Raw genomic sequence first — 25,530 nt, forward strand, 5'->3', positions numbered from 1 at the left:
CGACACGCATTTCCCGGTTGGCGACGTTGCCCAGCTGGACCCCGGCCTTCGCCGGGGAGGTACTGCAGTGTTGAGGTGCCAAAGTAGCACGCGTAGTGCGGGGAAGGTGTTCGTTGGGTAGCCACTATCACCACCCCAAGCAAAGCTCCGGTTGCCCTCCCCGTTCGCCGCAGCCTAAAGCCGCAGCCGATGGCTCCCACGACAGACCCGCACCAGCATCCCTTACGGCTCGCCAATTTCCGCGCCTATTGGCTGTCCCGCTTCACCGGCACGATCGCGGTCAGCGCGATGTCGATCGTGATCGGGTGGCAGGTCTATAACATCGCCCGCGAGACGATGGACATCCGCCAGGCGGCCTTCATGCTCGGCATGATCGGGTTCGCACAGTTCGTCCCGCTGTTCCTGCTGACCCCGATCACCGGGCTCGTCGCGGACAGCTTCGACCGGCGTTGGATCGTCCGCGGTACCACGACGCTGCTCGTGCTGACGGCTGCCACGCTCTGGCTGCTGACCTGGACCGGCCACCTGACGCTCGGCGTGCTGTTCGTCGCGGCCGTCGCGTTCGGCGTGGCGCGCGCTTTTTCCGGCCCGGCCTATTCCGCGCTCGCGCCGAACCTCGTCCCCCGCGCCGTCTTGCCGACCGCGATCGCGGTAAGTTCGATCGCGTGGCAGGTCGGCACGATCGCCGGGCCGAGCGTCGGCGGGCTGCTGTACGCGATCCACCCCGAAGTCGCGTACGGCGTCGCGACGCTGCTCTTCCTCGTAGCGCTCGTCTTCATGTTTATGATCGGCCCGGTACCGCAGCCCGCCGCGCAGACTGATCACCGCCCGCTCGCCCGCATCATCGAGGGCTTCACCTATGTCCGCCGCAACCGCCTCGTGCTCGCGACGATCACGCTGGACCTGTTCGCGGTGCTGCTCGCGGGTGCGACCTCGCTGCTCCCGGTCTATTCGCGCGACATCCTGCATGTCGGCTCGCAAGGGCTGGGTGTACTGGCAGCCGGCATGGGCATCGGTGCCGCAGTCACCGCAGTGTGGTTCTCGATCCGTCCGATGAGCACCAATGTCGGCGTGAAGATGCTGATCGCGGTCGTCGTCTTCGGCCTTGCGATCCTCACTTTCGGCGTCGCGACCCCGATCGTAAATCTGCTCGGCCTGACGCCCGGCACGATTGCTGGCATTCCGGTCCAGCCAGCCTTCGTCCTCAGCCTCGTCGCGCTGATCGTCGCCGGTGGCGCGGATATGATCTCGGTCTATGTCCGGCAGTCGCTGATTCAGCTTCACACGCCCGATGCGATGCGCGGCCGGGTCAGCGCGGTGTCGCAGCTCACCATCTCCGCCTCGAACGAACTCGGCGAATTCGAGAGCGGCGTCATGGCATCGCTGCTCGGGCCGGTCGGCGCGGTGGTGTTCGGCGGCGTCGGTGCTATTGCGATCACGATCGGCTGGGCGCGCCTGTTCCCGGAACTAGGGCGCGCGAAAACCTTTGACCCGCCAGAGATACTAGAGACCGAACCTCAGCACGGAGAAGCCAAGCCATGAAGGTCAACTCGATCCTCGACACGATCGGCAACACGCCGCATGTCCGCCTGTCGAAGCTGTTCCCCGACTCCGAAGTCTGGGTGAAGTCCGAGCGCTCGAACCCCGGCGGTTCGATCAAGGACCGCATCGCGCTCGCGATGATCGAGGCAGCGGAGAAGGACGGCCACCTCAAGCCCGGCGGCACGATCATCGAACCGACCAGCGGCAACACCGGCATCGGCCTCGCGCTCGTCGCCGCGGTGAAGGGCTACAAGATCGTCCTCGTCATGCCCGAGAGCATGTCGATCGAACGCCGCCGGCTGATGCTGGCGTATGGCGCGACGTTCGACCTGACCCCGCGCGAGAAGGGCATGAAGGGCGCGATCGAGCGTGCGAAGGAACTCGTCGAGCAGACGCCGGGCTCCTGGATGCCGCAGCAGTTCGAAAATCCCGCGAACATCGCGGTGCATGTCGCTACGACAGCACAGGAAATTCTCGCCGACTTCCGTGACACGCCGATCGACGTGATCATCACCGGCGTCGGCACCGGTGGACATATCACCGGCGTCGCCGAGGCGCTGAAGACGGAATGGCCGTCGCTCAAGGTCTATGCGGTCGAGCCCGCCGCCTCGCCGGTGATCGCAGGCGGCCAGCCCGGCCCGCACCCGATCCAGGGCATCGGCGCGGGCTTCATTCCGGTGAACCTGCACACCCAGGCGCTCGACGGCGTGATCGAAGTCGACGCCGCGGTAGCCAAGGACATGGCACGTCGTTCGGCCACCGAAGAGGGCATGCTGGTCGGCATCAGCTCGGGCGCGACGCTGGCCGCGATCCTGCAGAAACTGCCAGACCTGCCCGACGACGTCCGCGTCCTGGGCTTCAACTACGACACCGGCGAGCGTTATTTGTCGGTGCCGGACTTCCTGCCCGAACAGTGACGACCGCTCTCTCCGCGCGCGGCACCTGGGTGCTGCGCGCCAGCCTCATCGGCATTTCCGGTCTGGCGATCGTCGGGCCTGCGCTCGTCGTCGCCAACGCGCCCATCATCGTCCAGGCGCCCAAGCGGGTGAAGCTCCCGCCGGGTCGGGTCGTGCCGCAAGCCGAACTCCCCGTGGTCGAGCCCGTCAAGTTCGTCGATCTCACCCCCGACGACGCGCGCGCGTTCAACGCGACCGTGCCCTTCTCGACCGATCCCAACCCGGCCGCACGACCGTTCCGCTTTGCCGGCGGCCCGGAGGATCTGGCGCGCGCGACCGACTGCATGGCGGCCGGGATCCTGTACGAGGCCGGCGACGATACGCTTGGCGAGCGTGCGGTCGCGCAGGTCGTGCTCAACCGACTGCATCACCCGGCGTTCCCGAAGACGGTGTGCGGCGTGGTGTTCGAAGGGCAGGACCGTTCGACGGGTTGCCAGTTCAGCTTCAGCTGCGACGGCGCGCTCACGCGATGGCACCCGACCGACGACGCGTGGCGCCGCGCGCGTGAGGTTGCGGCGGCCGCGCTCGGGGGCGCGGTGTTCAAGCAGGTCGGTTATGCCACGCACTACCATACCGATTGGGTCGTGCCCTATTGGCAGTCGAGCCTCGACAAGATCACCGCGGTAAACACGCATCTGTTCTTCCGCTGGTCCGGCTGGTGGGGCACGCCCCGGGCCTTTGGCCGCCATCCCGAGACCGTCGAACCGGTCATCGCTCAGCTCGCTGGTATCTCCGACGCACACAAGACGGGCGCAGCGCTGGCCGAAGTGGACGCCGCTCTGGCCGAGGCATCCGCCGCAATGGGCTTCGCGGCGACCGCCGACTCTACCGGTGCGCCCGCTGCGCCGATCGAGGGCGATACGATCCTCGTGACGCTCCCGCGCGGCCAGACCGCCGAGGCCTTGCCCGCGATGGCGGCGCAGGCGTGCGGCGACAAGCAGTTCTGCCGCTACATGGCGTGGACCGACGGAACCAAGAAGGCGACCTCGATCCCGCTCGATCTCGCGCAGATGGCGGCGCTCAGCTTTAGCTACATGCGCGATCGGGCGAGCGACTATGAACGCCCGCTCTGGAACTGCCGCCAGTTCAAACGCGCGGATACGACCCAGTGCATGCCGATGCGCGCGACGATGACCGCCGTGCCGTCACCGGCCACTGTCGTACCGGCTACCCCTGCCGCGACGGCCGACCTCAACGGGGTCCGGCGCAAACCTGGAGTAGCAGCGCCTGTACCAATGACCCCGCCCGCCCCCGCCGCGGCGGTCGCCAAGTAGGGACGCTCTGCCCCTTCCCGGAGGAAGGGGGGGAAGACAGTAGGGGCGGATCGCGTCAGCGATCCGCCCCTGATCGTTAGGCTGCCATGAACATTTCGGGCGGCAGCGCCATCAGCGACTCGGCACCGCCCTCGATCTTGCGCCGCAGCGCGCCCGCATCCGGCAGGATCCGCTCGGCATAGAAGCGCGCCGTCACCAGCTTGGCATCGAGGAACGCCGCCTCGCCCTCGCCCGCCGCCTTCAGCGTGGTCGCGGCAACCGCCATCCGCAGCCACATCACGCCGACCGCGACGATGCCCATCAGGTGCATGTAGCTGACCGCGCCCGCGCCGACATTCTCGGGGTTCTTCATGCCGTTCGCCATGAACCACATCGTCGCCGCCTGAAGCTGGCCGTTCGCCTTCTCCAGCGCCTCGGCGAACGCCGCCGTTGCCGGATCCGCCTTTGCCGCTGCGACGTCGTCCGCGACCAGCTTGAAGAAGGCCTGGATCCCGCGTCCGCCATTCTGCGCGAGTTTCCGCCCGACCAGGTCCATCGCCTGCACGCCATTGGTGCCTTCGTAGATCATCGCGATCCGCGCATCGCGGACGTATTGCTCCATGCCCCATTCGGCGATGTAGCCGTGGCCGCCATAGACCTGCTGCGCGTTGGTCGCGATGGCATAGCCCATGTCCGTGCCATAGCCCTTGATGACCGGGGTCAGCAGGCTGATGATGTCGCCGGCCAGCTGGCGCTCTTCCTCGGTCTCGGCGCTATGCTCGAGATCGGCTTGGAGCGCGGTCCACAGGATCAGCGCGCGCAGGCCCTCGGTCAGCGACTTGCCCTCCATCAGCATGCGGCGGATGTCGGGATGGACGAACAGCGTGTCGGCCTTCTCCTGCGGCTCCTTGGCGCCGGTGAGCGCGCGGCCCTGGCGACGGTCCGTCGCGTACTGGACCGCGTTCTGGTAGGCGACTTCGGCCACGCCGAGGCCCTGGAGCCCGACGCCAAGGCGTGCCGCGTTCATCATGATGAACATCGCCGCGAGACCCTTCATTTCCTCGCCAACCAGCCAGCCGGTCGCCGAATCATAGTTCATCACGCAGGTCGAGTTCGCGTGGATGCCCATCTTGTGCTCGATCGAGCCACAGGTGACGCCGTTGCGCGCTCCGAGCGAACCGTCCTCGTTCACCAGCACCTTGGGCACCACGAACAGCGAAATGCCCTTCGAGCTGTCCGGCGCGCCGGGGGTCTTCGCCAGCACGAGGTGAATGATGTTGTCGGTCAGGTCATGCTCACCGCTTGAGATGAAGATCTTGGTGCCGGTGATCGCGTAGGAGCCATCGCCCTGCGGCTCGGCCTTGGTGCGGATGAGGCCCAGATCGGTGCCGCACTGCGGCTCGGTCAGGTTCATCGTCCCGCCCCATTCGCCGGACACCATCTTGGGCACGTACATCGCCTTCTGCGCATCCGAGCCCTTAGCGATCAGCGCGGCGATCGCGCCGTGAGTCAGGCCGGGATACATCGCGAACGCCATGTTCGATGAGATCATGTACTCCTGGAACGCAGTCGACACGACGTGCGGCATCCCCTGCCCGCCATATTCGGGCTGATTGCCCAGCGTTGCCCAGCCGCTCTCGACATACTGCTTGTACGCTTCCTTGAAGCCGTCGGGCGTCGTGACCGAACCGTCCTCATGCCGCGTGCACCCCTGCTGATCACCCGACAGGTTCAGCGGGAACAGCACTTCGGCGACGAACTTGCCGCCCTCTTCCAGCACCGCGTCGACGACGTCGGGCGAGGCTGCATCGAAGCCGGGCAGATTGGAATAGCGTGGCAGGCCGACGACATGCTCGAGGACGAAACGCGTGTCACGGACGGGGGGCGTATACTGGGGCATGGTTTATCCTTGGTTATCCTGGGCGCGGCTGACTTCGAGAAGGGCCACGAAACTGGTGAGTTCGTCGATGGCGAGATCGATATCGCGCTTCTGCGCGGTCAACAGCGCGATCCGTGCCTGGCTGCGCTCGATCACGACCTGGCGCTGCGCACGCCGGCCGTCGCCGAGATCGTAGAGATCGATCATCTCGCGGATCTCGCCGAGGCTGAACCCGACCCGCTTGCCGCGCAGGATCCATGCGAGCCGTGCGCGATCGCGATGCGAATAGATACGCTGCGTGCCACGACGCTCGGGGCCGATCAGGCCCTCGTCCTCGTAGAACCGCAACGCGCGCGCGGTCACGTCGAACTCGGCCGACAGGTCGGAAATCGTAAAGCTCTCACGGTCGTGCCGCGGCTCGATCACCGCGTAGGATTCAGGAGAGACCCGGGAGTGAGGAGATGCACGTGTCGCCATCCCCGAATACGTAACTCTCGTTTACGTCAACGTCAATTGCCGCAAAGCAACTTTCCGCCCGATGACCGTAGCGTCGCGGCCTCCGATCGCGATTCGCTCAACCGGTCGACGGTCACCGCCGCCAGCGAGGCGCGCCCGGTGCACAGCGCCTCGCATGCCTCGGGTACGTCGGCGGGAAACACGATCCGGTCGCCGTCGAACCGCGCATCGAACGTGCACGCGCCAAAGGCGAGCTTGAGCGCATTGCCCGACCACTCGACGGTCCCCGACGCCGCGCACGCCTGGTCCTCGCCATACTCGACGCTGACGCCGATCCGGCTCGTCTTACCGGTCCCCACGACACATACGCGGTCGGTATCGCGCGCCCAGGATCCCTGTAGCGGTGCGTTGGGATCCGGCACGATACCCGCCGTCTGCGCGGCCGCCTCGAGCCGCGCACCCGCACTGTCCGCGACCGCGTTCGACGGCTTTGTTCCGCAGCCGCCCAGTGCGAGGCCGAGCAGCAGCACACGCTTCATTCGGCGGGCACCAACCTATCGCCCTCGATCCGGCGGAAGAAGCAGGTGCGCGCGCCGGTATGGCACGCCGGTCCCGCCGCATCCGCGATCACCCACACCGCGTCCTGATCGCAATCGATCCGCAGTTCGGCGACGCGCAGCACGTTCCCCGACGTCTCGCCCTTCCTCCAGAGCGTTTCCCGGCTCCGCGACCAGAAATGCGCCTCGCCGGTCGCCTGCGTCTGCGCCAGTGCCTCGGCATTCATATGCGCGACCATGAGCACGTCGCCCGATACGCGATCGGTAACGACCGCGGTCAAAAGTCCGGCGGAATCGAATTTGGGATCGAGCGTGAGGCCCGTGTCGCGGCTGTGTGTCATGCTGCGGATATACCCGAAACCCGCGTCGATGCGACCGTCCCGCGCGCAACGATCCGCGCAACGTTATTACAAACAGGCGACAAACGCGGGAAGCGCTCGTATAGGGCAGCCTCCGCACGACGTGAGATCCGGCATGCTGACGACAAACCCTTATGACGACGACAAACTTCGCGAAGAGTGCGGGGTGTTTGGCGTCTCGGCCACCGAGGGCGCGGCTGCGCTCGTCGCGCTTGGCCTCCATGCTTTGCAGCACCGCGGGCAGGAAGCTGCCGGGATAACCACCTTCGACGGCGCCAATTTCCACACGCACCGCGCGATGGGCCATGTCGCGGGCAATTTCGATCGCGACGACGTGATCCGTGCCCTTCCCGGCACCGTCGCCTGCGGTCATGTCCGCTATTCGACGACGGGCGAGACTGCGCTGCGCAACGTCCAGCCGCTCTATGCTGAGCTGTCGACCGGCGGCTTCGCAATCGCGCATAACGGCAATATTTCCAACGCGATGCGGTTGCGTCGCGAGCTCGTCCGGCGCGGCTCGATCTTCCAGTCGACCAGCGATACCGAGACGATCATCCATCTCGTCGCGACATCGAACTATCGCACGCTGCTCGATCGCTTCATCGATGCGCTCAAGCAGATCGAGGGCGCGTATTCGCTGATCGTGATGACGCCCGAGGGGATGATCGCCTGCCGAGATCCGCTTGGCATTCGTCCGCTCGTCATGGGCAAGCTCGGCGACGCGGTGATCTTCGCGTCTGAGACCGTCGCCCTCGACGTCGTCGGCGCCACCTTCGTCCGCGCGATCGAACCCGGCGAGCTGGTCATCGTCCAGGGGGCGGAGATCCGCTCGATCCGCCCGTTCGCGCCGATGGCAGCGCGGCCGTGCATCTTCGAGTGGGTGTATTTCTCCAGGCCGGATTCGATCGTTGGCGATCACTCGATCTATTCGGTGCGGAAAGCGATCGGCGCGCAGCTCGCGATCGAATCGCCCGTCGATGCCGATCTGGTCATTCCGGTCCCAGATTCGGGCACGCCTGCGGCGATCGGCTATGCGCAGCAGTCGGGTATCCCGTTCGAGCTCGGCATCATCCGCTCGCATTATGTCGGCCGCACATTTATTTCGCCGGGCGACAAGGTCCGCCACCTCGGCGTGAAGCTCAAGCACAACGCCAACCGTGCGCTCATCAAGGGCAAACGAGTCATCCTCGTCGACGATTCGATCGTCCGTGGCACGACCTCGCTGAAGATTGTCGAGATGATGCGCGAGGCGGGCGCCGCCGAAGTCCATATGCGGATCGCCAGCCCGCCGACCCGGCACTCCTGCTTCTACGGCGTCGACACGCCCGAGCGCGAGAAGCTGCTCGCGGCAAAGCTCGATCTTGGCGGGATGACCGGCTTCATCCACGCCGACAGCCTCAACTTCATCTCGATCGACGGCCTCTACAAGGCGCTCGGCGAGGCGAAGCGTGCGGATGTCCGCCCGAAATATTGCGATGCGTGCTTCACCGGCGATTACCCGACCACGCTGACCGATCATGACGAGGGCGCCGAAGTCGACCAGTTCGCGATGCTCGCCGAACGCGTCATCTGATACTCGCGGAGTTTACATGACGGACAAGCCTCTCGAAGGCCGGCTGGCCTTGGTCACCGGTGCCAGCCGCGGCATCGGCGCGGCCACCGCGATCGCACTGGCAGCAAAGGGCGCGCACGTCGTCCTGACCGCGCGGACGCCGGGGGGCCTCGAAGAGGTCGAGGCGACGATCCACGCGGCTGGCGGCTCGGCAACGATTGCTCCGCTGGATCTGGCGGAAAGCGAAGCGATCGCCCGGCTTGCGACGGCGATCGGCGACCGCTGGGACGCGCTCGACATTCTGGTCCTCAACGCGGGCATGCTCGGCTCGCTGTCGTCGGTCCCGGCGATCGATCCCAAGGAAATGGCGCAGGTCCTGACCCTCAACGTGAGTGCGCAGGCGGCGCTCATCACGGCGTTCGATCCAATGCTGAAAAAGGCGAAATCGGCACGCGTAATCGGCGTGACGTCGAGCGTCGGTCGCAAACCCCGCGCGTATTGGGGCCTGTACGGCGCATCGAAGGCCGCGTTCGAAACTCTGCTAGGCGCTTATGGCGACGAGATGGCCGAGATCAGCGCGATCCGCACCGCGATCGTCGACCCCGGCGCCACGCGTACGAAGATGCGCGCGCGCGCGTATCCGGGCGAGGATCCGAACTCGGTCAAGGAGCCGACCGTGGTGGCCGCCCGGATCGTGGCGTTGGCGATCGACGGCTTCGGGGCCGGCCATTTCGAACGGGTGAACTGATCCTCCCCCGCCAGGGGGAGGTGTCGCCGAAGGTGACGGAGGGGGAGGACACGGAACAGACGTTCCCCGTCACCGCCCGCTCCGTCAGGCTGTGCCTCCCACCTCCCCCTGGCGGGGGAGGACTTTCTTCTTAACCAGCGTGACCTGCGCGACATCGATCCCGCCGCCGAGGAACCCACCCTCGCAATACATCAGATAGTAGCGCCACAACGCCACGAACCGCGCGTCGAACCGCGCCGGCAACCGCCCCTCGGCAACCGCGGCGTCGAACGCGACCCGCCACCGCCGCAGCGTCTCGGCATAGTGGAGACCGAACCCGCGCCGGTCCTCCCAGACCAACCCCCGCGCCTCCGCCAGCGCGCGAAACCGCGGCTCGGACAGCAGCATCCCACCCGGAAACACATAGCGCTGGATGAAATCGACGCTGCGCGAATAGGAGTCGAAGATCGCATCGTCGATCGAGATATACTGCAACGCCGCCCGACCGCCCGGCTTCAACGCGCGCGCGATCGCGTCGAGATAGACCGGCCAATATTCCTCGCCGACCGCCTCGACCATCTCGATGCTCGCGACCGCGTCATACGTCCCGGTGACGTGGCGATAGTCGGTCAGCGCCACGCGAACGCCGTCGAGCCCCGCCGCCGCGATCCGGTTGTCGACCTGCCGTTTCTGCTCGGTCGACAGCGTCAACGCATGCACGCCTACCCCCGCGCGCGCCGCCATTTCTGCAAACGATCCCCAGCCGCAGCCGATCTCGAGGATCGTATCGCCAGCCCGCGCGCCGGTCCGGTCGAGGATCGCGCGCAGCTTCCTCGCCTGCGCCGCCGTATGCGGCTCGGCGCCGTCGATCGGTTCGGCGAAGATTGCGCTCGAATAGGTCAGGCTCGGATCGAGCCACGTCTCGTAGAAATCATTGCCGAGGTCGTAATGCGCCGCGATGTTCCGGCGCGAACCTGTAGGATCGTTGCGCCGCATCCGATGCCAGGCGCGCGCGGCCAGTCGCACCACGCCACCCGACCGCGCCGAACTCCCCAGCGTATGACGGTTGCGCATGAACAGGTCGAACAGCGGCACCGGGTCGGGGCTCGACCAGTCGCCGGCGGCCCAGCCCTCGTACCAGCCGACCGATCCCGCCGTCGCGAGCCGGACCAGCGCGCGCCAGCGATGTACGATCACCACCGGCATCGGCCCCGGCGCGCGTCCGCCGATCAGCCGCCGCGTGCCGTCGGGAAGTCGCGCCTCGATCCCCCCGCTCGCAAGCCCCGCGTCGATCCGGTCGAGCAACCGGTGGAAGACCGGCGCGACTAGGCGCGCGACCGGGGACACCTGCGCGGCAGGAAGATCGTCGAAAGCGGGAACGGCAGTCATCGCGGCGCTCCATGCAACAGGGGCGCGAGCGAGGAAAGAGGGCGGCGTCAAACTGACGATTATGGCGCTGGATGGACGAGTGCCGCCCCCCCTTCATCGTCATCCTGACGAAAGTCAGGATCCACATCCAAGGAGGTCGGCGCCCGTTACTCTGGATCCTGACTTTCGTCAGGATGACGGAAGGGCGTTTGGCAGTCCATCAACGCGCGTGCCGTCCAGCCTCTAGCGCGCGCTCGCGCCCTTCGCGGTGCCCGACAATCTTCGCCGGATAATCGCGCGGTCGACAGCCGGATTGGTCCGGATCATGGATCGCCCCGCCCGAGACTTTGGCTAGTTCGGGCACCCATTCCCGAATGTAATCCTCCGCGTCGAACTTCTCCGACTGCGACAACGGCGCCATGATCCGCCCGAACATGTTCGAATCCACCCCGGTCCCGGCCACCCATTGCCAGTTCACCGCATTATTCCCGTAATCCGCATCGACCAGGCAATCCCAGAACCAGCGTTCCCCCTCGCGCCAGTCGATCAGCAGATGCTTCACCAGGAAGCTCGCGGTGATCATCCGGACGCGGTTGTGCATCCAGCCGGTCGTCCAGAGCTGGCGCATCCCGGCATCGACGATCGGATAGCCGGTCCTGCCCGTCTGCCACGCCTTCAGGTCCGCGTCGGCATCCTTGCCCGATCGCCAGGGCAACTTGTCGAACTTAGGCCGGCCGTTCGCCTCTCCGTAATCGGGCATCGTCAACACGACGCCATCGGTGAAGTCGCGCCACGCCAGTTCCTTGCGGAACGTCGTCGCGTCGCCGTGCCCGTCGACCGCATGCCACACCGTCCGCGGCGATATCTCGCCGAAATGGAGATGCGGTGACAGGCGCGACGTACCCTCGATCGACGGCATGTTGCGATCGACGTCATAGACCTCGACGATCGGCGCCATCGCCTTTGCGTTCTTCAACGCCTGCGCTTCGCCCGGCGTCCAGTCGGCAAACCCCGCCGACCAGTCCGGCTTGGTCGGCAGCAGGTTCCAGTCCGTCAGCGTCTCGCTCTTCGGCCAACTCGACGGCGCCGCGATCGTCCGTGGCACGGGCTCGGGCTCGCCCGGCGGCATCATCTGGTTGAGCGCCTTCCAGAACGACGAATAGACCTTAAACTGGCCGCCCGAGCCCGTCCTTACGTCCTCGACGCGCGCAAGATGATTGCCGTCATGTAGGCACAGTCGATCGCCGAGCGCTGCCTCGGTCTTGCGCCACCATGGTTCGTAATGCCGGATCGCATGAACCTGCGCGGCGCCGGTTTCCTGCATTAGCGCCTTCAGCACCTCGACCGCATCCCCGCGTCGCAGAACAAGCTTCGATCCCTTGTCGGCCAGCGCCTTGGCAAAGGCGTCGAGCGTATGGTGCAGCCACCACCGCTGCGCCCCGCCCATCTTCCATGTCCCCGGCGCGTCGTCATCGAGCACATAGACCGGGATCACCGGTCCGGCGTGCGCGGCTGCGATGAGCGCGGGTTGATCGTGAAGGCGAAGGTCCTGGCGAAGCCAGAGCAGCGAAGGTGTCGTCATCGCATGTTCAATGCACGAAGCTACAGTCCGGCGTCACCCGCGGCGGCAAAAGTTTCGCCCAGCGTCATGATCGCCGCGACATGTCGTTCGGCAATCGCCATCGCATCCTCGCCATAGCCGCCGCCGACCGTACTCGCGAGCGGCACGCCCCGTGCGATCGCCATGCCGGCAACCAGCTGCTCCCGCCGCGCGAGACCGTCCAAGGTGAGCGCCAGCCGCCCGAGCCGATCGCCTTCGAACGGATCCACCCCTGCCTGATATAGGATTAATTCCGGCTGAAACGCGTCAAGCAACGGCAGCAGGGTCTCCTCTAGCGTCGCCAGATACTCATCGTCGCCGACCTTGTCCGGCAACGGGACATCGAGCGTCGATCGCGCCTTTCGGACGGGAAAATTTTTCTCTGCGTGGATCGAATAGGTCGCGATCTCCGGCCGTCCCGCGAGCAGTGCCGCGGTTCCGTCGCCCTGGTGCACGTCGCAATCGACCACAAGAACGCGCGCCACGCGGCCCTCGTCGATCAACCGCGCCGCCGCCACGGCCAGATCATTGAACACGCAAAACCCGGCACCGGTATTCGCCAGCGCATGGTGGCTCCCGCCCGCCGTATTCGCTGCGAACCCGTGCTCCAGCGCAAGGCACGCCGCGAGCCACGTCCCGTGCGGCACGATCGCCGCGCGCGATGCCACCGCCGTGGTCACCGGAAACCCGATCCGCCGCTCCTTTTCCTTCGGCACGCGCGCCTCGAGGACTTCGGCAACGTAATCCTCGTCGTGCACCGCCTCCAGCCACGCAGTCGGCGTAGCCTCCGCACGGTGCCACGCGACCGCATCCTCCTTTTCGAGCAGCAGGTCGCGGATCAGCCCGTTCTTGTTCCAGCGATAGGTCGAGCGCGCGGGGGCCGGTGTGACATAGTCGGGATGGTGGACGACATGGATCATGCTCCGTAGGTAGGAGCGCGCTACCCCAGCCCCAAGCACCTGCGTTGCGGAGACGAATTTGACCGACGTTTCGAGCCTGCCCTACCGCCCGTGCGCCGGGATCATGCTGATCAACGCCGAAGGCAAGGTCTTCGTGGGCCAGCGCAACGATTCGCCGTTGGAGGCGTGGCAGATGCCGCAGGGCGGGATCGATCCCGGCGAGGACGCCGAAGCCGCAGCACTGCGTGAACTCGGCGAAGAAACCGGCGTCATGCCGGACAAGGTGGAACTCGTCGCGGAAGCCCCGGGCGAATTCGTCTACGACCTCCCGCCCGAACTGCTCGGCAAGGTCTGGAAGGGCAAATGGCGCGGCCAGACGCAGCGTTGGTTCCTGTACCGCTTCCACGGCACCGACGCCGACGTGAACATCGCCACCGAGCATGAGGAGTTCCGCGCGTGGCGCTGGAGCGATCCTGCCGACCTGCCGCGATTGATCGTTCCGTTCAAAAAGGCCCTCTACGAACAGGTACTCGCCGCCTTCGCGCCACATCTCGGCGCAACCGGGAAGCGCTGAGCGGTTCCCAATCCGCTACGCTGCCGTTACGGAACGGCTGTGCGCCGCTTATCACCTCTTCTCCCCCTGCTCGTTTGCGCGCCGTTGCTGCTGGCGAACGCGCCCGATCCGCAATCGGTGATGATCCCCGAGACGATCCGCGCGATGCTCGACGCCGCGCTGGAGGCGGGCAACGAGGCCGACGTCAATACGATCGCCAAATACGCACGCGCTGCCGATCCGCTCAGCGGCGATGCGGTGCTGGCGATCGCGGAGAAGTGGAAGGCCGATCGTGCAGCACAGCGCACGCAGGTTATCCGCCAAGCCAGCTTCCTCGACCTATGGAGCGGCAAGGCGGAGGTCGGCGGGTACCTGACGACGGGCAATTCCGACACGGCCGGCGGCACCGCAGTGCTCGATCTCAACCGCGAAGGTCTTCGTTGGCGCCAGAAATTCCATGCACAGGCCGACTACCAGTCGAACCAGAACGTGACGACGCGCGAGCACTATCTCGCCTCGTACGAACCCAACTATAAGATCGACGACCGCGCCTATATCTACGGTGTCGCGCAGTATGAAGGCGATCGGTTCCTCGGCTATTTCAACCGCTATTCGACCTCGGTCGGTGCGGGCTACAGCGTGATCAAGACCGCGGGGACCAAGCTCGATCTCGAACTCGGGCCAGCGTATCGCTACACCGAATTCACCGACGATACCGAGCAGAGCAGCATCGCCGCGCGCGGCACCGCAAACTTCAGCGTGCGGATCCTCAGCGGGCTCTCGATCAGCCAGGTCGCGTCCGCCTATGTCCAGCGCTACAACAGCACGCTCAGCGGCACGACCTCGCTCAACGCCAAGTTGATCGGGCCCCTGTCCGCCGCGCTATCGTACAGTGTGCAGTATGAAAGCGAACCGCCGGTCGGCTCGGTCTCCACCGACACCACCAGCCGCGCATCACTGGTCTACAGCTTCTGACGCTGTTCCCACACGCGCCTGGCATCGCTAGGGTCGCGTGATGAGGGGACTTACACCGATAGAGCGCGATGCCGTCGACGCGGCGGGCGCGGCACCGATGCTGGCACAGGTCGAGGCATGGGCGGCCGTCAACAGCGGCACGCGCAACCTCGCCGGGCTGGCGACCATGGCCGGATTGCTTGGCGACGCGTTCGCGAGCCTGCCGGGCGAGATCACGCTCGTCGAGCCCATTGCGGTCGACAGCGTCGGCACGGACGGCAGCGTGTCGTCGATCGAGCACGGCAAGCATCTTCATCTGATCGTCCGCCCGGAAGCGCCAGTCCGAATGCTGTTCACCGGCCACATGGACACGGTCTATCCGGTCGATCACGCATTCCAGTCACTCCGCTGGCAGGACGATGGTCGGCTCAACGGCCCTGGTGTCGCCGACATGAAGGGCGGCCTGGCCGTGATGCTCGCCGCGCTTCGGGCGGTCGAGGCGAGCCCTGTCGCCGACCGCATCGGCTATGACGTCGTGATCAACTCGGACGAGGAAACCGGTTCCTTTTCGTCCGCCGCTCTGCTGGCGCGCGCGGCGCGCGGAAAGATCGCCGCGTTGACCTACGAACCCGCGCTCGCCGACGGGACGCTCGCCGGTGCACGCGGCGGCACGGGGAATTTCTCGATCATCGTGCACGGTCGAAGCGCGCACGCCGGTCGCAATCCCGAGGACGGGCGCAACGCCATCGTTGCCGCCGCGGATATCGCGGTGCGCCTGGCGAAGGTCCGCGGGCCCCGCCTCGCGGTGAACCCCGCCCGGATCGAAGGTGGCGGCCCCAACAACGTCGTTCCCGACCTCGCCATCCTACGCATCAACTTCCGCCCCGCCACGCTCGACGAGATCGCCCGCGCGCAATCCCACATCGACTCGGCGATCGCGATGGTCGCCGCCGAGCACGACGTCCGCGTCGAAGTCCATGGCACTTTCAACCGCCCGCCCAAACCGATCGACGACGGCGCCGCGCGCCTGTTCGATCTGGTCAAGGCATCCGGCGCGGACCTCGGTCTCGACATCGCCTGGAAAGCTACCGGCGGCGTCTGCGATGGCAACAACATCGCGGCTGCCGGCGTGCCCGTCGTCGACACGATGGGCGTCCGCGGCGGCGCAATCCATTCGACCGCCGAGTTCATGATCCCCGACAGCCTCGCCGAACGCGCGGCGCTGTCGGCGGTCACCATATTGCGTATTGCGGAGGGCCGCTTGTGAGCTTCAGGATCCGGGCCGCGGTCGACGACGACCTTCAGCACCTTTACGAAATGGCCAAGCTCACGGGCGGCGGGTTCACCAATCTGCCCCCCGATCGCCGCGCGCTGACCGCCAAGCTCGAACGCAGCCACGCGGCGTTCGCGCGCACCGACGGCCCGGTCCAGGACGAACTGTTCGTGCTGATCCTCGAGAATATCGAGACGCAGGAAGTCCGTGGCACCTGTCAGATCTTCACGCAGGTCGGGCAGAGCTATCCGTTCTACAGCTACCGGATCGGCCAGCTCACCCAGCATAGCCGCGAACTGAACCGCACCTTCCGCGCCGACATGCTGTCGCTCGCCACTGACCTCGAAGGCGCCAGCGAGGTTGGCGGACTGTTCCTCCACCCGGGCGAACGCGCAGGTGGCCTGGGGCTGTTGCTCGCGCGCAGCCGCTATCTCTTCATCAAGATGCACCGTTCACGCTTCGCGGACCGCATCCTCGCCGAATTGCGCGGTGTGATCGACGAGGCGGGCGGCTCGCCGTTCTGGGACGGACTCGCCGGACGGTTCTTCGGAATGAATTTTCAGGACGCGGATCAGTTCAATGCGATCAACGGCCACCAGTTCATCGCCGACCTAATGCCCAAGCACCCGATCTACACCGCCATGCTGACCGAGACGGCACGCGCTGCGATCGGCTTGCCGCATCCGTCCGGCCGCGCGGCGATGCGAATGCTGGAGAACGAGGGCTTTGCCTTCGAGAACTATGTCGATATCTTCGACGGCGGCCCGACGATGACGGCGCGCACCGATCAGGTCCGCTCGATCGCCGACGCGCGCGACAACCGCGTGGTGGCGATCGGCGGCGATGACGGCAAGGACGCGCTGGTCGCAACGGGCCACCTGGCCAACTTCCGTGCGGCGTTCGGCAAGGTCCGTGCGACGGACGACGGCGTCATGTTGGACGAGCATTGCGCGCGCACACTGGGTGTTCGCGACGCCGACCGGGTCACGCACGTCGCGCGGATCTAACGGCGACGTGGCACAGAAATACGTCGGGTTAATTTACAGTTAACTACGTTCCGCCACGTCGAAACGTTGGATATTCACCGCTGGTACGGATCTTGCTTAGACGTTTGCCATGTGGACCCGGTTTGCGCGCCTCTTCGTCATCAAGACCAAGTTCGAGGCTTTTCTCGTCATCTACGGCCTAGGCGTCGGGGCGGTCGAACGCGGTATGCATTATCTGGAGCAATATCCCGGATACGGCGGCTGGCTCCTGTTCGCGGTCTGCCCGATCGCGGTGTTCATGGCGGGTGGGCGGATCATCGATTCGGTCGACCACGCACGAGATCGGTAGGTCGAGCGGCTAGGTCGTCTGCTGCGCCAGATGCAGGTAACGGCTCGAGAAATCCGCGAGTTCGCGCAGCGCGTCCCATCGCGGAAAGCTGATCCGGCGACGATTGCGACCGATCAGCCCGTCAGCCTCAAGCGACTTGATCGTCCGGTTCACGTGCACCGCCGTCAGCCCTAGCGCATCGCCGAGCTGCTCCTGGCTCATCGGCAATTCATAGCCGTCGGCGCCGGTAAGCCCTTGCGTATCGAGACGGATCGCGAATTCGCACAGGAAATGCGCCAGTCGCGACCGCGCATCGCGCCGACCGATATTGAGGATCCATTCGCGAAAGATCGAGGCCTCGACCAGCGTGTTGACGAAGATCGCGTTGCCGATCGCCGCGCGGTTGCGCGCTAGTTCACGCAACGCCGATCGCGGGATCGTCGCGATCTCCGCGCGGGTGAGCGTCTGGACGTTGTGGTCCGCGACGTCGAGGAACAGGTGCTGGAAGTCGAGCGGCTCGCCCGGGATGTGGAGCGACACGATCTGGCGCATGCCATCGCCGGTCAGCTTCTGGCGATACGCAAACCCCGACAGCAGGACGGCGCATTGATCCGGCGCGTCGCCTTCGCGTACAAGGTAGGAGGACGGCTCGAACGTGCGGATCGTGTACGGCAGCGCGAGCAATGCGTTGCGGTCACCGTCGCCCAGCACCGCGTGCGTTTCCAACTTCCGAACCATCAGCGCCAGGGGGCTAGGCGTCGTAGCCATAAGTGTAATCCCGCAGAAATCGGGGCGGGAGCACATGCATCTCTCGGTCGCCAGAGCCCAGAAATCGGCTGGCGATCCGCCCTTTTAACATAGCTCGCGCAAAATGGGATAATTAATGTTTGAGACGCTCGATCTGACCCAATTAATTTTCGGATTGCGTAAATAAAAGATAGATTATTTATTTGGCGGTTGGCTGAACACGATAGCGAAGTTTGGCCAATCAGAAACGAGATCAGGTTTTTCCAGCAAACAAATGGTTATTTTTATTCTCAGTGAATAGCCGATATTCCGAGCAATGCCGTCCGATAGTCGCCGCGAGATACTCAATCACTGAGAGGCATCTTCCAGCGCTGCACCAATCCGGCCATGACATTGTCGACAGAATCAACCTGTGCCGCGATCCGCTGATGGAGCGACCCCGCGGCATCCCGGAAACGTCGCGCCAAATGATTGTCCGGCACGATCCCCAATCCGACCTCGTTCGAAACGAGGATGACGCGGCCTTGCAGCCGGGCGATCGTCTCGACCAGATCGTCCACGCGGGCCGCGATGGCCTCGTCAGCGAGAAGCAGGTTCGACATCCACAGGGTCAGGCAGTCGACCAGCATCACCACGTCCACGCCGTCTTCGCGCGCCAGCGCGTCGCCGAGTGCCAGCGGAGCCTCGACGGTCCTCCATCGATCGTCGCGATCGGCGCGGTGGCGCGCGATCCGGTCCTCCATCTCGCCGTCGAACGCCTGCGCGGTCGCGATGTAGACGAGCCGCGTCTGGTCCGTCGCCGCGGCCTCGGCCAAGGCCTGCGCGTGGCGGCTCTTGCCCGAGCGCGCGCCGCCCAGCACGAACAGGCTTTTCCCGAACGGCGTTCCGACCGATTGCATCCCACCATCTCCTTCGTGCTTGCTCCGCATGCCCGGAATGACGATGACGCTCGGAAGATCAAGCGAAAGCCCGCGAGTTCGAGTGAAAGACGGTATGAACGCGCTGCGCATCCACGGTGGACGGATCGACCTTGCCGCCGCCCGCTATCCGAATGCGCCGCGCCCCTGGCTCGACTTGTCGACCGGCATCAATCCGTGCCCCTGGCCGATCGAAATCGCGCCGACGGTCGATCTGCATAGCCTCCCCTCGCCCGCCGCGATCGCCGATCTTGAAGCCACGGCTGCTGCCGTATTCGGCACGACCGCGGACCGGGTCGTTGCGCTGCCCGGCAGCGAACTCGGCCTGAGAACGCTCACCGCGCTCGACCTGCCGACCCCCGCCCGATTCATCGTGCCGAGCTATGCCACGCACGCCGAAGCGATCGACCGCTCCGTTCCGATAGCGCGGGATGCGATCGATACCGTGACGGACGGCACGCTGCTGCTGGCCAACCCCAACAATCCCGACGGCCGCCGCGACGTGCCGCAACGCCTGCTCGATATCGCGCGCAACGGCGCCTTCCTGATCGTCGACGAAGCGTTCGCAGACGTAGCGCCGGACTCGAGCATCATCCCCCTGCTCCGTCCCACGGACCGCGCGATCATATTCCGGTCGTTCGGCAAATTCTTCGGCCTGCCCGGCGTGCGACTCGGGTTCATGATCGCCCCGCCGGAACACGTCTCCGCGATGCGACAGCGGCTCGGCAGTTGGCCTATTTCGGGGCATGCCGTGGCCTATGGCACCGCCGCCTACCAAGACGCCGACTGGATCGCCGCATCGCGAGTCTCTATCCTCGACCGTGCCACCAGGCTGGACGTGATGCTGGCACGCCATGGCCTGCAAGCCCGCGGCGAATGCCCACTGTTCCGGCTGATCGAGACCGACGCGGCGCAAGCGCTGTTCGAACGGCTGGCGCAGGCCGGCATCCTGACGCGCACGTTCGATCACGCGCCGTGCTGGCTGCGGATGGGGATCCCCGGCACCGATGCCGCCTTCACGCGGCTCGACGAAGCACTCGGCGATGGCTGAGCCGGTCGCGGTCCTGGCGATCATCATCGACGCAGCGATCGGCTGGCCGGCACCGCTCTATGCGCGGGTCGGTCATCCGGTCGGCGGGTTCGCGCGCATGATCGGCTGGGCCGAAACTCGGTGGAACCGTCCCAAGCTATCGGACGCGACACGCCGCGCCGCCGGTGTCGTCACGACCGTCGCGCTCGTCGCCGTAGCGACTGCGGTCGCGCTTTGTGCGACCGCAGTCGCGCGCCTCGTGTTCGGTCCGGTGGCGTGGATCGCGATCGGCGCGATGGCGGTGCCTGGCCTCGCGATCCGCAGCCTATACGATCATGTCGCACCGGTCGCGCGCGCGCTGGAAACCGGTGACCTCGAAACCGCGCGCGCGCGCGTCGCGATGATCGTTGGTCGGGACGTCGCAACGCTCGACGAAGCCGGCGTCGCGCGCGCCGCGATCGAAAGTCTGGCGGAAAGCGTTTGCGACGGCGTCGTTGCGCCGCTGTTCTGGCTGCTGGCCGCCGGACTGCCGGGTCTATGGGCGTATAAGGCGATCAACACTGCCGACAGCCTGATCGGGCACCGCGAGGAACGATGGCGCGCGTTCGGCTGGGCTGCCGCCCGCACCGACGATCTTGCCAACCTGATACCGGCGCGGGTGAGCGGCGTAGTGTTGTGTACAGCGGGGTGGCGCGTTGCAGGGTGGCGGACGATGCTGCGCGATGCGGGTAACCACGCCTCGCCCAACGCCGGCTGGCCCGAAGCGGCCATGGCGGGCCTGCTAGGCCTTCGTCTTGCCGGGCCGATCGCCTATGACGGGGTCAGCGTCGCCAAGCCCTATATTGGCGACGGCCGCGTGGACGCGACCGCAGCCGACCTCCGCGCCGCGCTCGGCATCTATCGCCGCGCCTGCGTGCTTTTGCTCGTCATTGCCGGGGGGATCGCATGGGCGCTCTGATGCTTCAGGGAACCGGGTCGGACGTCGGCAAATCGGTGTTGGTCGCGGGATTATGCCGCGCGTTCGCCAATCGCGGGCTGTCGGTCCGTCCTTTCAAGCCCCAGAACATGTCGAACAATGCCGCCGTCACGGCCGATGGCGGAGAGATCGGTCGTGCCCAGGCGACGCAGGCGATCGCGTGCCGCGTCGCGCCCAGCGTCGACATGAACCCGGTCCTGCTCAAGCCTCAGGGCGATCGCACGTCGCAGCTGATCGTCCGCGGCCAGGTGCGCGGCACGCTGGCCGCAGCGCGCTGGCGCGAGGGGCGCGAAGGGCTGCTGGTAAACGTGCTCGACAGCTTCGAACGGTTGTCGTCCGGCTGCGATCTCGTCGTCGTCGAAGGCGCAGGCAGCCCGGCGGAGATCAACCTGCGTGCCGGGGACATTGCCAACATGGGCTTCGCGCGCGCCGCGAGCGTGCCAGTGGTGCTGGTCGGCGATATCGACCGCGGTGGCGTGATCGCGGCGATCGTCGGCACGCGCGCGGTGATCGACCCGGCCGACGCGGCGATGATCCACGGCTTCCTGATCAACAAGTTTCGCGGCGACCCCGCGCTGTTCGACGACGGGTATCGCGCGATCGAAGCGCGGAGCGGGTGGCGGGGCTATGGCGTCGTGCCGTGGCTAGCCGATGCGGTGAGGCTGCCGAGCGAGGATGCGGTGATCCTCGAACGACCTGCCGCCAGTGCGCAGCGCCGGGTCACGATCGCCTGTCCGATCACGCCGCGGATCGCCAATTTTGATGACCTCGATCCGCTTCGGCTCGAACGCGGCGTCGCGGTGGTGATGGTACCGCCCGGCACCCCAATCCCGGACGTCGACATGATCGTGCTCGCGGGATCGAAGGCGACGATCCCGGATCTCGCCTTCGTGCGCGCGCAGGGATGGGACATCGACATCCATGCGCATCATCGTCGCGGCAAGCCCGTGCTCGGGCTTTGCGGCGGGTATCAGATGCTCGGTCGCAGTATCGCCGACCCGGACGGGATCGAGGGGCCGGCGAGCCGCGTCGAGGGGCTAGGGCTGCTCGATGTCGACACGGTTCTTACCGGCCACAAGACGCTGGAGCGAGTTCGCGGCCGGGCACGGGGCGCGTCTTTCGAGGGCTATGAGATGCACATGGGGGCGACCACCGGGCCAGCGACCGCCCGTCCGGTCGGGCACCGTGCCGATGGCAGTCCCGAGGGTGCGACGAGTGCGGACGGGCTGGTGTCGGGCAGCTATGTCCACGGTCTGCTCGCGCTTGCGGAGCAGCGCGCGGCGTGGCTGGCCCGGTTGGGTGTCGCGGGCAGCGGGCCCGATCATGCGGCCTCGATCGATGACGCGCTGGATGCGATCGCCGCGACGCTCGAGCGGCATGTCGACTTGGACGCGCTGCTAGCGCTAAGCGAGCGCGCGGGCCACCGCGAGCGCGACTAACAACCCGGTTTCGACGATCTCGATCCCGGCACCATGCGCGTCGCCAGTCACCCCACCGAGCGTCCGCCGCAACCATGCCGCGACGGCCACCGCTACGAGCGGAAGGGCAAGCAGCGCCGGTACTGCGACGGCAGCGAGCGCGAGTAGCAGGCCCCACCCGAGCAGGTCGCGAGGGCGGACCGCGCCGGCGACCGCTGCGCCGAGGCCACCGGGCCGGAGTGGCGGCAACAGCTTCGACCAGAGTAGCGGCCCCATCCTCGCGGCGAACGGTACGAGGATCAGGGGCCAGTGCGGTCCGATCGCATGCAACAGCACGAGCTTGGCGAGCATCTGCCCTACGATCGCGACGACGCCGAAGCTGCCGATATGCGGATCGGCCATGACCGCGAGCAGCCGCGTCCGATCGCCATGTGCCGCGCCGAGCCCGTCGGCGAGATCGGCGAGACCGTCGAGATGCAGCGCACCGGTGACCGCGATCCACACCAGTAGCGCGGCACAGGCGCCTGTCCACGGATCGACCAGCGCGCCCAGCCAGCCGGCGACTGCGACGATCGCGCCGATCGCCAGGCCGACGACGGGATAGAAACGGATCGCCGCGGCGAAATCCTCGGCGCCGCTATCGACGCGCGGCATCGGCAAGCGAGTGAGGAACCCGAACGCGACGATCAGCCGTCTCACGTCGCCAGCCCGACGATCTGCACGGTCCGCGTCGGGCCCGGCCAGATCCGTAGCGAGACAAGCGCAGCATAAGGGAGGTCGAATGCCCATATCTGCCGCCGATCGAACCCGCACAACGCCGCGAGTGCCGCGCGGATCGTGCCACCGTGCGTTACGACCAACGTCGATCTTGGCGGCACAGCGGCAAGGGCCTGCGCGACACGGGCCTGCAACGCGGACCAGCGCTCGCCGTCGGGGGGCGGCGCGGCGTCCGGATCGTCGTAGAAGGCGGCCAGTCGGGTTGGGTCGATTGCCGCCGGGGCCAGCCCGTCCCACGCGCCGAAATCCAGTTCCCGCCAACGTGGATCGGTCTCGACCGCAACGCCTCGCAGCTCGCCGATGGCCTGCGCACAGCCGCGCGCGCGGATCAGGTCGGATGCCTCGATCCGGTCGATCTCAAGCCCGCTGGCCCGCGCTAAACAGGCTGCGATCCCCGCCTCGGTCGCCGGATCGTCGGTTCGCCCGAGGAGCCGCCCCGCCACCGCCGGCGCACCGTGCCGCATCAGATACAGCATGTGCGCGCTCACGCCGCGGAAACGCCTGCCTCGGCGAAGGTCGCCATCTCGGCGTGCACCGCCAATGCGGCGCGGACAAGCAACGTCGCGGTCGCAGCGCCGCTACCCTCGCCCAGCCGCATCCCGAGCGACAGCAATGGAGCGAGGGCCATGTGCTCCAGCAGGCGCTGGTGTCCCGGCTCGGCCGAGACGTGTCCCGCCAGGCAATGCGCGAGGATGTCGGGGCACGCTGCCGCCAACGGCGCGACCGCTGCACAACAGATGAACCCGTCGAGCATCACCGGCACACCCGCCAACCGCGCGGCAAGCACCGCGCCCGCGATCGCCGCCAGCTCGCGTCCGCCGAGCCGCCGCAGGATCTCGAACGGCGTGCCCAGCCCGTCGCGGTGCAGCGCGAGCCCCTCGTCGACGACCGCGATCTTCCGCGCAATACCCTCGTCATCGACGCCAGTGCCCGGCCCGACCCAGTCGCGTGCCGACCCGCCGAAGCTCGCCAGACACAGCGCGGCGGCAGTGGTCGAGTTGCCGATTCCCATTTCGCCGAGGACGACCAGATCCGGCGCATCGGCGACTGCCGCCGCGCCCGCGTTGATCGCCGCGAGGCACTCGTCCTCCGACATCGCCGGGGCTTGCGTGAAGTCCGCCGTCGGCTGGTCGAGATCTAGCGAAACGATCTTGAGGTCGAGCCCCGCGGCGCGCGACAGTGCGTTGATCGCCGCGCCGCCCGCCTGAAAATTGGCGACCATCTGGGCTGTGACGGAGGCCGGAAACGCACTCACGCCGCGCGCGACGATGCCGTGATTGCCAGCGAACACCACAGCACTGCCGCGATCGAGCCGGGGCAGCGGGTTGCCCTGCCAGCCAGCCATGAACACCGCGATATCCTCCAGCCGCCCGAGCGACCCCGGCGGCTTCGTCAGATCCCCCTGCCGGGCGATCGCGGCGGACCGCGCCGCCGCGTCGGCCCGCGGCAATCCGCGCAACGCCGCCAGAAACGCGGCGGGTGTCGCAAACGCGGTCATTCGACCAGGAACCCCTCCGGCGGAGTCCGCGTGATGAAATGCCCTTTCACACCCTGCGGCCATTGCTTGAACGGCACCTGGCCGAATGCGCTCTCGCCGTAGAGCTTCGCGTAATCGAGGATCGCCCGCGCAGCATCCTCGGTAGCCTCGAACCGGCCGAGCACATAGCCGACCTTGGCAGGCGCGCGCAGGTGGATCGTGCAGAAATCCTGGCACGCGAACAGGCACGGCATCTCCTGCACCGCGACCCCGGCATATGCCGGATCGGTCGCCTGCACGGCCTTCAACGCGCTGACCAGCCGGGCGCCGCCGCGCACGCCGTCACCGTCGTCGCGCGCGTCGGCGGAATGGCGGCACGTGTTGCACGCGACCACCGCGACGCCGTCCTCGACCGGCTTCAGCATGTCCGTTCCCGGATGATCTCAAAACATATCACTATTGGCATAGGAACCCCTTCGGACAGTCGGTCCCGCACCACGCGAAGGGCAAAAGGCGCACGCCTCCAGCCTTTGCGCGACACGAAGCGATGTCGTCGCTCGGGGTGTTACCCGTCCGTTCGGCGCACCCTGGCCGGACGAAAGACGACCGCGACAGGCAGGTCTCCTGGCTCGCGGGTCAACGCCGTCCGCGCCGCCTTCTCGGGAGTATCCCAATGGCATGTGGCACGATGGCTCGCCGCGTACAGTTGCAGGGGCAGCCGGGTGTTTCCCGTTCCCATTTTCATTCCCCTCAGCGTTGCCGCCTCGGGAAAACCTGTCGCGGGTCGAGCGATACGCGGGCGGAAGAGGCGACGCAAGACACGGGCAGTATCCTTAGGACACGCGCCAGCATGTCCCACCCACCCCCGTCATCCTGACGAAAGTCAGGATCCAGGGTAACGAGCGCTACCCTCTTTGGCTCTGGATCCTGACTTTCGTCAGGATGA

The 25,530-nt window shown here is 66.6% G+C and carries 26 protein-coding genes and 1 riboswitch; of the genes, 13 read left to right on the top strand and 13 right to left on the bottom strand.

Going from position 1 to position 25,530, the window contains the following annotated elements:
• The first annotated feature begins 189 nt into the window (after positions 1-189).
• Genes HMP09_RS04350 through HMP09_RS04360 form a run of 3 tightly spaced genes read left to right on the top strand, consistent with a single transcriptional unit; the run spans position 190 to position 3,772 of the window.
• Complete coding sequence (locus HMP09_RS04350; RefSeq protein ID WP_176499349.1) at positions 190-1,542, top strand: MFS transporter; 1,353 nt, start codon at positions 190-192, stop codon at positions 1,540-1,542.
• Positions 1,539-2,459, top strand: a complete 921-nt coding sequence (cysK, locus tag HMP09_RS04355; RefSeq protein ID WP_176499350.1) for a cysteine synthase A — start codon at positions 1,539-1,541, stop codon at positions 2,457-2,459. Before HMP09_RS04350 ends, cysK begins: the two co-directional genes overlap by 4 nt.
• The gene (locus HMP09_RS04360) at positions 2,456-3,772 is read left to right on the top strand and encodes a cell wall hydrolase (protein ID WP_232090666.1); all 1,317 of its coding nucleotides are present in this window, start codon (positions 2,456-2,458) and stop codon (positions 3,770-3,772) included. The genes cysK and HMP09_RS04360 overlap by 4 nt, the downstream gene beginning before the upstream one ends.
• A gap of 76 nt (positions 3,773-3,848) precedes the next feature.
• Here the strand turns inward: HMP09_RS04360 and HMP09_RS04365 are convergent, their stop codons facing one another.
• From HMP09_RS04365 to hisI, 4 genes are read right to left on the bottom strand one after another with little or no spacing between them, the layout of a single operon-like run.
• Positions 3,849-5,651 carry an acyl-CoA dehydrogenase C-terminal domain-containing protein gene (locus tag HMP09_RS04365; protein WP_176499351.1) on the bottom strand — a complete coding sequence of 601 codons (1,803 nt, stop codon included), beginning with the start codon at positions 5,649-5,651 and terminating at the stop codon, positions 3,849-3,851.
• Between the two features lie 3 nt (positions 5,652-5,654).
• Positions 5,655-6,107 (bottom strand): MerR family transcriptional regulator, encoded by a 453-nt coding sequence (locus HMP09_RS04370; protein ID WP_055876115.1) that lies wholly within the window; start codon positions 6,105-6,107, stop codon positions 5,655-5,657.
• A 32-nt stretch (positions 6,108-6,139) separates the two neighbouring features.
• Complete coding sequence (locus HMP09_RS04375) at positions 6,140-6,625, bottom strand: hypothetical protein (RefSeq protein ID WP_176499352.1); 486 nt, start codon at positions 6,623-6,625, stop codon at positions 6,140-6,142.
• The gene (gene hisI, locus HMP09_RS04380) at positions 6,622-6,984 is read right to left on the bottom strand and encodes a phosphoribosyl-AMP cyclohydrolase (protein WP_176499353.1); all 363 of its coding nucleotides are present in this window, start codon (positions 6,982-6,984) and stop codon (positions 6,622-6,624) included. The genes HMP09_RS04375 and hisI overlap by 4 nt, the downstream gene beginning before the upstream one ends.
• Before the next feature lie 133 nt (positions 6,985-7,117).
• On the opposite strand from hisI, the gene purF reads away from it, so the two are divergent.
• The gene (gene purF / locus HMP09_RS04385; RefSeq protein ID WP_176499354.1) at positions 7,118-8,575 is read left to right on the top strand and encodes an amidophosphoribosyltransferase; all 1,458 of its coding nucleotides are present in this window, start codon (positions 7,118-7,120) and stop codon (positions 8,573-8,575) included.
• Positions 8,576-8,591: 16 nt separating this feature from the next.
• A complete protein-coding gene (locus tag HMP09_RS04390) occupies positions 8,592-9,302 on the top strand; it encodes an SDR family NAD(P)-dependent oxidoreductase (RefSeq protein WP_176499355.1) in 711 nt (236 codons plus the stop codon).
• A gap of 84 nt (positions 9,303-9,386) precedes the next feature.
• Here HMP09_RS04390 and HMP09_RS04395 read toward each other — a convergent pair whose 3' ends face one another.
• From HMP09_RS04395 to HMP09_RS04405, 3 genes are all read right to left on the bottom strand, one after another.
• Entirely contained in the window at positions 9,387-10,670 is a 1,284-nt protein-coding gene (locus HMP09_RS04395; protein WP_176499356.1) for an SAM-dependent methyltransferase, read from the bottom strand.
• Between the two features lie 199 nt (positions 10,671-10,869).
• Positions 10,870-12,231: a cryptochrome/photolyase family protein gene (locus HMP09_RS04400; protein WP_176499357.1), complete on the bottom strand. Its 1,362-nt coding sequence runs from the start codon at positions 12,229-12,231 to the stop codon at positions 10,870-10,872.
• Positions 12,232-12,251: 20 nt separating this feature from the next.
• On the bottom strand, positions 12,252-13,169 hold the full coding sequence (locus tag HMP09_RS04405; RefSeq protein WP_176499358.1) for a histone deacetylase family protein: 918 nt from the start codon (positions 13,167-13,169) through the stop codon (positions 12,252-12,254).
• Between the two features lie 58 nt (positions 13,170-13,227).
• On the opposite strand from HMP09_RS04405, the gene HMP09_RS04410 reads away from it, so the two are divergent.
• The 5 genes from HMP09_RS04410 (at position 13,228) to HMP09_RS04430 (ending at position 17,263) form a co-directional block, all read left to right on the top strand.
• Entirely contained in the window at positions 13,228-13,722 is a 495-nt protein-coding gene (locus HMP09_RS04410; protein WP_176499359.1) for an RNA pyrophosphohydrolase, read from the top strand.
• A gap of 84 nt (positions 13,723-13,806) precedes the next feature.
• Positions 13,807-14,676 (top strand): DUF481 domain-containing protein, encoded by an 870-nt coding sequence (locus HMP09_RS04415; protein WP_232090668.1) that lies wholly within the window; start codon positions 13,807-13,809, stop codon positions 14,674-14,676.
• 40 nt (positions 14,677-14,716) lie between these two features.
• The gene (locus HMP09_RS04420; protein ID WP_176499360.1) at positions 14,717-15,922 is read left to right on the top strand and encodes a hydrolase; all 1,206 of its coding nucleotides are present in this window, start codon (positions 14,717-14,719) and stop codon (positions 15,920-15,922) included.
• Positions 15,919-16,935, top strand: coding sequence for an arginine N-succinyltransferase (locus HMP09_RS04425; protein ID WP_176499361.1), 1,017 nt, complete (start codon positions 15,919-15,921; stop codon positions 16,933-16,935). Before HMP09_RS04420 ends, HMP09_RS04425 begins: the two co-directional genes overlap by 4 nt.
• 109 nt (positions 16,936-17,044) lie before the next feature.
• Entirely contained in the window at positions 17,045-17,263 is a 219-nt protein-coding gene (locus HMP09_RS04430; protein WP_176499362.1) for a hypothetical protein, read from the top strand.
• A 9-nt stretch (positions 17,264-17,272) separates the two neighbouring features.
• Here HMP09_RS04430 and HMP09_RS04435 read toward each other — a convergent pair whose 3' ends face one another.
• Complete coding sequence (locus HMP09_RS04435; RefSeq protein ID WP_176499363.1) at positions 17,273-18,010, bottom strand: Crp/Fnr family transcriptional regulator; 738 nt, start codon at positions 18,008-18,010, stop codon at positions 17,273-17,275.
• 323 nt (positions 18,011-18,333) lie between these two features.
• Complete coding sequence (cobU, locus tag HMP09_RS04440; RefSeq protein WP_176499364.1) at positions 18,334-18,888, bottom strand: bifunctional adenosylcobinamide kinase/adenosylcobinamide-phosphate guanylyltransferase; 555 nt, start codon at positions 18,886-18,888, stop codon at positions 18,334-18,336.
• A gap of 94 nt (positions 18,889-18,982) precedes the next feature.
• Between cobU and HMP09_RS04445 the strand changes: the two genes are divergently transcribed.
• From HMP09_RS04445 to HMP09_RS04455, 3 genes are read left to right on the top strand one after another with little or no spacing between them, the layout of a single operon-like run.
• The gene (locus HMP09_RS04445; protein WP_176501570.1) at positions 18,983-19,957 is read left to right on the top strand and encodes a threonine-phosphate decarboxylase; all 975 of its coding nucleotides are present in this window, start codon (positions 18,983-18,985) and stop codon (positions 19,955-19,957) included.
• The gene (cbiB, locus tag HMP09_RS04450) at positions 19,950-20,894 is read left to right on the top strand and encodes an adenosylcobinamide-phosphate synthase CbiB (RefSeq protein ID WP_176499365.1); all 945 of its coding nucleotides are present in this window, start codon (positions 19,950-19,952) and stop codon (positions 20,892-20,894) included. Before HMP09_RS04445 ends, cbiB begins: the two co-directional genes overlap by 8 nt.
• A complete protein-coding gene (locus HMP09_RS04455) occupies positions 20,882-22,351 on the top strand; it encodes a cobyric acid synthase (RefSeq protein ID WP_176499366.1) in 1,470 nt (489 codons plus the stop codon). The genes cbiB and HMP09_RS04455 overlap by 13 nt, the downstream gene beginning before the upstream one ends.
• Here HMP09_RS04455 and cobS read toward each other — a convergent pair.
• From cobS to HMP09_RS04475, 4 genes are read right to left on the bottom strand one after another with little or no spacing between them, the layout of a single operon-like run.
• Complete coding sequence (cobS, locus tag HMP09_RS04460) at positions 22,316-23,029, bottom strand: adenosylcobinamide-GDP ribazoletransferase (RefSeq protein WP_176499367.1); 714 nt, start codon at positions 23,027-23,029, stop codon at positions 22,316-22,318. The two genes, HMP09_RS04455 and cobS, sit on opposite strands and share 36 nt — an antisense overlap.
• Positions 23,026-23,595 (bottom strand): histidine phosphatase family protein, encoded by a 570-nt coding sequence (locus tag HMP09_RS04465; protein WP_176499368.1) that lies wholly within the window; start codon positions 23,593-23,595, stop codon positions 23,026-23,028. Before HMP09_RS04465 ends, cobS begins: the two co-directional genes overlap by 4 nt.
• A complete protein-coding gene (gene cobT / locus HMP09_RS04470) occupies positions 23,592-24,605 on the bottom strand; it encodes a nicotinate-nucleotide--dimethylbenzimidazole phosphoribosyltransferase (protein WP_176499369.1) in 1,014 nt (337 codons plus the stop codon). The genes HMP09_RS04465 and cobT overlap by 4 nt, the downstream gene beginning before the upstream one ends.
• Positions 24,602-25,009 carry a DUF1636 domain-containing protein gene (locus HMP09_RS04475; protein WP_176499370.1) on the bottom strand — a complete coding sequence of 136 codons (408 nt, stop codon included), beginning with the start codon at positions 25,007-25,009 and terminating at the stop codon, positions 24,602-24,604. Before HMP09_RS04475 ends, cobT begins: the two co-directional genes overlap by 4 nt.
• Positions 25,010-25,181: 172 nt before the next feature.
• Positions 25,182-25,377, bottom strand: a riboswitch (cobalamin riboswitch).
• Positions 25,378-25,530 lie beyond the last annotated feature (153 nt).

Origin of the sequence: Sphingomonas sp. HMP9 (assembly GCF_013374115.1) — a bacterium.
Taxonomy (GTDB): domain Bacteria; phylum Pseudomonadota; class Alphaproteobacteria; order Sphingomonadales; family Sphingomonadaceae; genus Sphingomonas.

Excerpts from the sequence above, each read along its gene's own strand:
- HMP09_RS04350 (WP_176499349.1), top strand. The coding sequence starts at position 190 with ATGGCTCCCACGACAGACCCGCACCAGCATCCCTTACGGCTCGCCAAT.
- cysK (WP_176499350.1), top strand. The coding sequence starts at position 1,539 with ATGAAGGTCAACTCGATCCTCGACACGATCGGCAACACGCCGCATGTC.
- HMP09_RS04365 (WP_176499351.1), bottom strand. The coding sequence starts at position 5,651 with ATGCCCCAGTATACGCCCCCCGTCCGTGACACGCGTTTCGTCCTCGAG.
- HMP09_RS04370 (WP_055876115.1), bottom strand. The coding sequence starts at position 6,107 with ATGGCGACACGTGCATCTCCTCACTCCCGGGTCTCTCCTGAATCCTAC.
- HMP09_RS04375 (WP_176499352.1), bottom strand. The coding sequence starts at position 6,625 with ATGAAGCGTGTGCTGCTGCTCGGCCTCGCACTGGGCGGCTGCGGAACA.
- hisI (WP_176499353.1), bottom strand. The coding sequence starts at position 6,984 with ATGACACACAGCCGCGACACGGGCCTCACGCTCGATCCCAAATTCGAT.
- purF (WP_176499354.1), top strand. The coding sequence starts at position 7,118 with ATGCTGACGACAAACCCTTATGACGACGACAAACTTCGCGAAGAGTGC.
- HMP09_RS04390 (WP_176499355.1), top strand. The coding sequence starts at position 8,592 with ATGACGGACAAGCCTCTCGAAGGCCGGCTGGCCTTGGTCACCGGTGCC.
- HMP09_RS04395 (WP_176499356.1), bottom strand. The coding sequence starts at position 10,670 with ATGACTGCCGTTCCCGCTTTCGACGATCTTCCTGCCGCGCAGGTGTCC.
- HMP09_RS04400 (WP_176499357.1), bottom strand. The coding sequence starts at position 12,231 with ATGACGACACCTTCGCTGCTCTGGCTTCGCCAGGACCTTCGCCTTCAC.
- HMP09_RS04405 (WP_176499358.1), bottom strand. The coding sequence starts at position 13,169 with ATGATCCATGTCGTCCACCATCCCGACTATGTCACACCGGCCCCCGCG.
- HMP09_RS04420 (WP_176499360.1), top strand. The coding sequence starts at position 14,717 with ATGAGGGGACTTACACCGATAGAGCGCGATGCCGTCGACGCGGCGGGC.
- HMP09_RS04430 (WP_176499362.1), top strand. The coding sequence starts at position 17,045 with ATGTGGACCCGGTTTGCGCGCCTCTTCGTCATCAAGACCAAGTTCGAG.
- HMP09_RS04435 (WP_176499363.1), bottom strand. The coding sequence starts at position 18,010 with ATGGCTACGACGCCTAGCCCCCTGGCGCTGATGGTTCGGAAGTTGGAA.
- cobU (WP_176499364.1), bottom strand. The coding sequence starts at position 18,888 with ATGCAATCGGTCGGAACGCCGTTCGGGAAAAGCCTGTTCGTGCTGGGC.
- HMP09_RS04445 (WP_176501570.1), top strand. The coding sequence starts at position 18,983 with ATGAACGCGCTGCGCATCCACGGTGGACGGATCGACCTTGCCGCCGCC.
- cbiB (WP_176499365.1), top strand. The coding sequence starts at position 19,950 with ATGGCTGAGCCGGTCGCGGTCCTGGCGATCATCATCGACGCAGCGATC.
- HMP09_RS04455 (WP_176499366.1), top strand. The coding sequence starts at position 20,882 with ATGGGCGCTCTGATGCTTCAGGGAACCGGGTCGGACGTCGGCAAATCG.
- cobT (WP_176499369.1), bottom strand. The coding sequence starts at position 24,605 with ATGACCGCGTTTGCGACACCCGCCGCGTTTCTGGCGGCGTTGCGCGGA.
- HMP09_RS04475 (WP_176499370.1), bottom strand. The coding sequence starts at position 25,009 with ATGCTGAAGCCGGTCGAGGACGGCGTCGCGGTGGTCGCGTGCAACACG.